Here is a 6,649-nt window from a genome sequence, read left to right on the forward strand (position 1 = left end):
ACACGGCCTTGCAACGATCACAGTACCCATCTGTCATCGCAGACCATACCGGAAGCAACAGCCCACATGCCCCAAAGCCCGCGGGCCGCAAGTGCTGGCAATCCCTGACAAATAAAAGCAGATCACACAGCGCGGCATCTTCTGCCGCCTTCGTGGTCTTATCTATATCAAGGGGCGGCAGGTTGGTGTTTCCGTGATATCATGAAACCATGGTTTCATGATATCACGGTTTCATGGAAGAGTATGCCTTCCACATCGCCATGAAGAGTTGGGATTTCGCACCTTTGGTGAATCCAAATTCCTCCCCTGCCCTTGCGCTGAACGCATCGAAGATATCCGGCGGCACCATGACCTGAAGTGGCTTCTTCTTGGTCTCTGCTGGTCGCGGGTCGGCCTCGATGACGCTTCGTGCCGTCTCTCGCGCCGGCGGCACGCCCTTCTTCAGAAGCGATGTGTTCGCCATTACGCAATCTCCTTTGCGGCGGTCAGGGCCGCCAGGTGGTCGATGATCGATTGTGCCAACCTCTCGGCCTTTTCATTGAGGGTTCGGTATGATGTCTCCGTGATGGCCTTGCCGGCGTCATGGGCGCTGCCATACGCGGTAGAGACAGGAACGAAGCCTTCGAGCGCCGTATAGTCCGTCTGCTCGAGATAGGCGCGTGCGGCCTGAAGCTCGGAGTCGCTGTTTGTCGTTTTCACCAAAGCGAAGGCAATCTTGCCTGGGCTGATCCCCACATCGGCAAGGCTGTGTGCCAGCTTCACGGCAGGCCGTAGATCGTCTTTTGTCTGCCCCGTGGGGATGACCACCAGGTCGGATGCCTTGGCGATCTCAAGCGTCTGCTGAGAGGAGTGCGGCCGCCCGTCAAGGATGTACGCATCGAACCGCGGCGCCTCGGCCAGGGCCGTCTTGATGTTGCCGAAGGGCTGGACCTGAATCTCGGGTTCGATCTGGGCTTCAGCGCGATCAGCGGCCCAGTCCGTGCATGTGGTCTGCTGGGTGTCGAGGTCCGCGATCTTGACCGAGAACCCGTCCTTGGCCAACTCCCTCGCAAAGAGCCTGGCCAAGGTCGACTTCCCTGCCCCGCCTTTCTGAGAGACCATTCCTATGATGTAGCCCATGGCTTTCTCGCTGATTTTATTATATTTTATAGAAACTCATGTTCCCATGGTAACATGAAATCATGATTTCATGAAGACATGGTTTCATGCTTTCATGAGGTTGCTGTGCCGTTAGGGGCGGCCTCTCTTCTCGTACCAGCTGCTGCAGAATTTCACGAAATGCCGAGCAGGGTGCTTGGGTTCGATCTCGTTCTCGCCCAGCCATGTGCGCCACTCTCGCTCCAGCAGGTGGGTGTCCCAGCCGGGGGCCGCCGCCTTGGCCTCAATGTGGGCATCGCCATCGAGATGACCTTCCCAGGTCTCGACGGACACGGTGTTCAGCATGGAGCCCCGGTTGCGGAAGGTAACCATGTCCGTGTCCGCATCGAACGTGACGCTGTAGTCGGGCAGGTGGTCATAGTGGACCAGGTCCCGGATCATCTGGCGAAACCGCTTCATGGGGCTTTGCGATCCCATCTTCTTGAGAAGGGTAGGGAGGCTGATCCGCCACGCATCCTGGTAGCCGCAGTGCTTGCGGGCGATCTCGTAGACCCGGCGCTCTATGGGTTTGCGCAGGCGGAAATAGTCCTTGTGCAGTGTGAGGACTTCTTGGGACCGGATGGCGTTGAAGACCCAGTCCGAGAGCTTCACCTCACACCACAGCAGCCTGCCGTCGAGGCCATGCTTGCGGCGGATGGAAGCCGTGTCGATCAGGCCGAAGGTGTCGTACTGCTCTTCGTCGGATGTCTTGATGTTTGTGCTGATGCGCGTTCCCGCCAGGCGATCGATGGCGGCGACGAGGGCCGTGTAGTCCTTGCCCGAGGTTCCCCGGTTCGTGAATACCAAAAGATCCCGGGAGTTGATCCTGACCCGCGGCGACACCTCCTCGTTTCTCTTCAGCTTCGCCATGATCTGCGAAATGCAGTATATCAGGATGTCCTTGTCGTAGATCGTCGCCAGCCCTTTGACGCTCGGGGTAATCTCGATCCAGTTCCCGTTGTGCTCATAGCGCCTGACCGTTGTCTCTGGCTTCTTCGAGAGCGAGTAGAAGGGGTGCTCCATGTGCGCCATCATGTCCTTGAGGATCGCATCGGCGACATCGCAGATGAACAGGTCATGCTGCGGGTGCCTCTCCGGCAGGAGGGGTGCAGGGAATTTCGACGTTTCGTCAGACATCGGGGTTCGGGGTTTTAGTGTCCATAACCCCTATTCGGGGTTTTAGTGCCCTTTTGTCAAGATTCGGGGTTTTAAGTACCAAGGTGAGATTCGGGGTTTTAGTTACCAAGATTCGGGGTTTTAGTTACCAAGATTCGGGGTTTTAGTTACCGGGTGTTCTCAAAAGCTGTTTAAAAACATACTCTTGCTCACACTTATCCACAGCTTAACACCTATTTAACACATATATAACACACGGGACTTGCCGTTTAACGTCCTTGCTTCCGTTCAAAAGGGGTGAATAAAGGGTGAACATCCGGTGTATTGCGCTGAACGGGGACACTGAAATCCAGCCTCACCAGCAAAGACCGGTACCTAAAATCGTGGAAGGGTATCTAAAATCCAGTGAGCCCACTTCGCCATACGATCTTACCCAGACAAAGCTAAGCTGCAGAGGTCTGAACCCAAGAAGCCAACTTCTGCCAGCTGACCGCCTGTCATGCTCCAGAAGCTGCCTCACAGAGCGCTCCAGAAAGGCTGAGAACGGCGTGTCAGGAAGTAGGAGGGGTTTCCCAAGCCTTTCTCAAAGAAAGTCTCTAGAGGGTCCTTGAAGGGCCGTACCGGTCGCTCTGAGTAACATAAGTTGGCTGAAGAGCTTCAGACACTTTTAGAGGCCCGTCACTGAGCAGAGGCTGTCCGTGAACTGAGAGATCAGCCTTCGAAAGAGACCACCTTCAATACTGTACCATGCAAGGAGCCGGCCTTCATTTAAGGACGACATGCCTGTCCGATAATGATCATTATGTGGCTTTGTCAGTATCGGTGGGATACTTGGCGTGCGGTCCGGGTCAGAACCAGGATGAATAACGGCGCGCCTTCCAGTGCCATGAGTTTTCAGTGGTCTGACAAGCGGTTTCGTAGGGGCAATATGGGGAACGATCCTGCGGGGCGAATGGCCGGAATGAAAGCGGCGCTGGTGCAGGACTGCACCGGCGCCGCCAGTCTCATGGTCCTGTCCGGACGGTATCAGCCGCGCAGGGTGCCGCCGGTGGCCTTGGTCACCTTATCGACGATCTTCGCGGACACCGCCTCGATGTCCTTTTCCTTGAGCGTCTCACCGATGGGCTGAAGCCGCACGGTCACCGCCAGCGACTTGCGTCCTTCGCCGAGGCTGCCGCCGATGAACTCGTCGAATACCCGTACCTCCTCGATCAGCGCCTTGTCGGCACCTGCCGCGGCGTTGACGAGGTCGAGCGCGGCCACGCCCTCCTCCACCACGAAGGCAAAGTCCCGCTCCACCGCCTGCAGGTCGTTGAGCACCAGTGCCGGGCGCGATGCGCCCTTGGAGCGCGGCAGCGGGATCTGTTCGGGGTAGAGTACGAAGCCCACCGCTGGGCCTTTCACGCCCATCTCAGAGAGGATCTTGGGGTGGATCTCACCGAACACGCCAAGCACCTTCTTGGGGCCGAGACAGAGCCTGCCGTGACGGCCCGGATGCCACCAGCTCTCGCCGCCACGCAGGATCTGCATCTTGGCAGGAGCACCCATGGCCGACAGCACCGCCTCGGCATCGGCCTTGGCGTCATAGATGTCCACCGGGCGCTGCGCCCCATGCACGTCACGCGGACCTGTACGGCCCACCAGGATCCCGGCGACCTGGCCGTGCTGCTCCCCAGGCTCACCGCCATGGAAGGCAGCGCCGGCCTCGAACAGTGCAACGTCGGCAAAGCCGCGCGCTTGGTTGCGCGCAGCCGCCTGAAGCAGGCCCGGCAGCAGTTGTGGGCGCAGGTGCGACAGGTCTGCCGAGATCGGGTTGGCCAGCATCGTACCATCGTCGCCGCCGCCGAACAGCGTCGCCGAGGCCTTGTCGATGAAGCTGTAGGTGACGCACTCGTTGTAGCCCAGTTCTGCCACGGTGCGCCGTGCCACCTGCTCGCGCTTCTGCATCGGCGACAGGATCGGCGCGGGGACCCCGGCACGGGGGCGCGGCATGGGGATGCCCTTGAGCTTGGTCAGTGACGCAACGCGGGCGACCTCTTCCACCAGATCCGCCCCACCCAGCACGTCCGGGCGCCAGCTGGGGACATGGGCCATGTCGCCCTCCAGTGTAAAGCCAAGCGCGGTGAGCGTGGCGCGCTGGGTCTCGGCCGGGATTTCCATCCCCACGAGCGACACGACGCGGTCGGTATCGAGCCGGTAGCTGCGCGCCACGTCCGGTGCCTCGCCCGCGACGATCACCTCAGAGGCCTCGCCGCCGGCGATGTCGAGGATCATGCGGGTCGCCGCCTCGATGCCCTGCTCCGCGGAAGCAGGGTCGATGCCGCGCTCGAACCGGTAGCGCGCGTCGGAATTGATCTTGAGCGCACGGCCCGTATAGGCGGTGCGCACCGTGTCAAAATAAGCCGCCTCGATGAAGACATCGGTGGTGGTCTCGTCGCAGCCGGTGACCTCGCCGCCCATGATGCCGCCAAGGCTTTCGATGCCTGCATCGTCGGAAATTGCGATCATGCCGGGCTGCAGCGTGTAGGTCCGCTCGTCCAGCGCCTCCAGCGTCTCACCGCCCTGCGCCGCGTGGACGCGCAGGTTGCCCTTCACCTTGGCCGCGTCGAAGACGTGCAGCGGCCGGTTGCGGTCGAAGGTGAAGAAGTTGGTCACGTCCACAAGGAAGCTGATCGGGCGCAGTCCGATGGCCTTCAGCCGGTCCTGCAGCCATTGCGGCGATGGCCCGTTGGTCACGCCCCGGATCACCCGGCCGTAGAACACCGGGCAGCCGTCTTTCGCACTGTCCTCGATGGTCACCGAAATCGGGCAGGCAAAGCTGCCGGGCACGGTCACCGGCGTGATCGGCTTCAGCGTACCAAGACCCCGCGCCGCGAGATCGCGCGCGATCCCCTCGACGCCAAGCGCATCGGGGCGGTTGGGGGTGATGGCGATCTCGATCACCGGGTCGATCTTGGCCGCGTCATTGGCGGCAAGCCAGTCGGCAAAGCTTTCGCCCACCGCGCCCGAGGGCAGCTCGATGATGCCGTCATGTTCTTCCGAGAGCTCGAGCTCGCGCTCCGAACACATCATGCCATGGCTCTCGATGCCGCGGATCTTGCCCACCTGGATGGTGGTGTCGATGCCGGGCACGTAGGTGCCGGGGCTTGCCACCACCACGGTGATGCCTTCGCGGGCGTTGGGCGCGCCGCAGATGATCTGCGTCTCGCCGGTGCCGGTGGCCACGGTGCAGACCCGCAGCTTGTCCGCGTCGGGATGCTTTTCCGCGCGGGTCACCTTGCCGATGGAGAAGCGCGCGAACATGTCGCCGGGGTTTTCCACCCCTTCCACTTCAAGGCCGAGATCGGTCAGGGCTTCGGCGATGTCATCTACCGAAGCGTCGGTGGCGAGGTGGTCTTTCAGCCAGGACAGCGTGAATTTCATCGGAGAAGCGCCCGCTCTTGGTTTCCTTGAGGCCTGCGGCTTAGCGCATAGCGGCACGGCGGGAAAGGGAGGCGCTGTGACCACATTGCCGCCGGTGGCGGCCTGCATGCCACCCCTCTCGTGCCATCTTGGGGTCCCCGGGTGGGCAGGCTGGACACACGGGGGGATCCCGGTCATTGCTGTGCCGACGCTAGAGGAGATCGTTATGGCCGATGGAACCTTCGCAGCCCTGATGCTGATTGCCGGGCTTACCGACATGGGCGCGAATTACTGCGGCACCGCGACCGGCTGCCTCGGCCCGACCGAGAACACCCCGCGGCTGTCCTTCTCGGCAGGCAGCTCGATCGCCCGCCGCGCCGACGAGGGTGCCGAAATCTACCTGCGCTACGATCTTGCCCGTGGTGTCGGCCCGTTCGGCCAGGCGGTCGGCCTGTCGCTCGGCGAGGAAAGCGGCGCCTGGGTCGGCTATGGCCTGACCTGGGACATGCCCTTCGGCAAGAGCCCGTTCTATACGGAACTGCACGCCATGCCGGGACTTTACGCGGCAGGTGACTCCTTCGACCTGGGCGGTCCGGTCGAGTTCCGGTCGGGGATCGAGTTCGGCTACGAGGCCCGCAACGGCTGGCGCTATGCGCTCAGCTACGATCACCGTTCGAACGCGGGCATCTACGACGAGAACCCCGGCATCGAGACGGTGCAGTTCAAGGTATCGATGCCCCTGCGCTGAGCGGCGCTGGCGGCAAATCCGCAACTTGCGGAATTACAGGCTGCAAATCCGCCCGGAACCAAGGCCGGGACAGGGCGTTTCAGCCTTCGAGTGCAGTACCTTGCGTCACCGCTTGGGCGGAATCGTAGGTCTGTGTCGTTTTCTTGAAAAAAGGGGTTGCGAGTCGGTTGGTGTAACCGTAGAAGCCCCTTCACCGGCGGCGCTGAGGTGCTGACGGGACGCTGGATGGGCCGCTGAGACGGACCT

General features: G+C 61.4%; 5 protein-coding genes. 1 reads left to right on the forward strand and 4 read right to left on the reverse strand.

Going from position 1 to position 6,649, the window contains the following annotated elements; translation table 11 throughout:
* Positions 1-223: 223 nt before the first annotated feature.
* From IEX41_RS21255 to pheT, 4 genes are all read right to left on the reverse strand, one after another.
* Positions 224-463 (reverse strand): hypothetical protein, encoded by a 240-nt coding sequence (locus IEX41_RS21255; RefSeq protein ID WP_188792218.1) that lies wholly within the window; start codon positions 461-463, stop codon positions 224-226.
* On the reverse strand, positions 463-1,119 hold the full coding sequence (locus tag IEX41_RS21260; RefSeq protein WP_188792219.1) for a ParA family protein: 657 nt from the start codon (positions 1,117-1,119) through the stop codon (positions 463-465). Before IEX41_RS21260 ends, IEX41_RS21255 begins: the two co-directional genes overlap by 1 nt.
* Positions 1,120-1,230: 111 nt before the next feature.
* Positions 1,231-2,274 (reverse strand): replication initiator protein A, encoded by a 1,044-nt coding sequence (locus IEX41_RS21265; protein WP_229673437.1) that lies wholly within the window; start codon positions 2,272-2,274, stop codon positions 1,231-1,233.
* A 1,005-nt stretch (positions 2,275-3,279) separates the two neighbouring features.
* The gene (gene pheT, locus IEX41_RS21270) at positions 3,280-5,676 is read right to left on the reverse strand and encodes a phenylalanine--tRNA ligase subunit beta (protein ID WP_188792220.1); all 2,397 of its coding nucleotides are present in this window, start codon (positions 5,674-5,676) and stop codon (positions 3,280-3,282) included.
* Positions 5,677-5,881: 205 nt separating this feature from the next.
* Here pheT and IEX41_RS21275 point away from each other — a divergent pair, with 205 nt between their 5' ends.
* Positions 5,882-6,403 carry an acyloxyacyl hydrolase gene (locus IEX41_RS21275; RefSeq protein WP_188792221.1) on the forward strand — a complete coding sequence of 174 codons (522 nt, stop codon included), beginning with the start codon at positions 5,882-5,884 and terminating at the stop codon, positions 6,401-6,403.
* The last annotated feature ends 246 nt before the right edge of the window (positions 6,404-6,649 follow it).

Origin of the sequence: Salipiger pallidus, from assembly GCF_014643635.1 — a bacterium.
GTDB classification, from domain to species: domain Bacteria; phylum Pseudomonadota; class Alphaproteobacteria; order Rhodobacterales; family Rhodobacteraceae; genus Salipiger; species Salipiger pallidus.

Bases quoted from the DNA above. Each gene is read 5' to 3' on its own strand.
- IEX41_RS21265 (WP_229673437.1), bottom strand. From the start codon at position 2,274: ATGTCTGACGAAACGTCGAAATTCCCTGCACCCCTCCTGCCGGAGAGG.
- IEX41_RS21255 (WP_188792218.1), bottom strand. From the start codon at position 463: ATGGCGAACACATCGCTTCTGAAGAAGGGCGTGCCGCCGGCGCGAGAG.
- IEX41_RS21260 (WP_188792219.1), bottom strand. From the start codon at position 1,119: ATGGGCTACATCATAGGAATGGTCTCTCAGAAAGGCGGGGCAGGGAAG.
- IEX41_RS21275 (WP_188792221.1), top strand. From the start codon at position 5,882: ATGGCCGATGGAACCTTCGCAGCCCTGATGCTGATTGCCGGGCTTACC.
- pheT (WP_188792220.1), bottom strand. From the start codon at position 5,676: ATGAAATTCACGCTGTCCTGGCTGAAAGACCACCTCGCCACCGACGCT.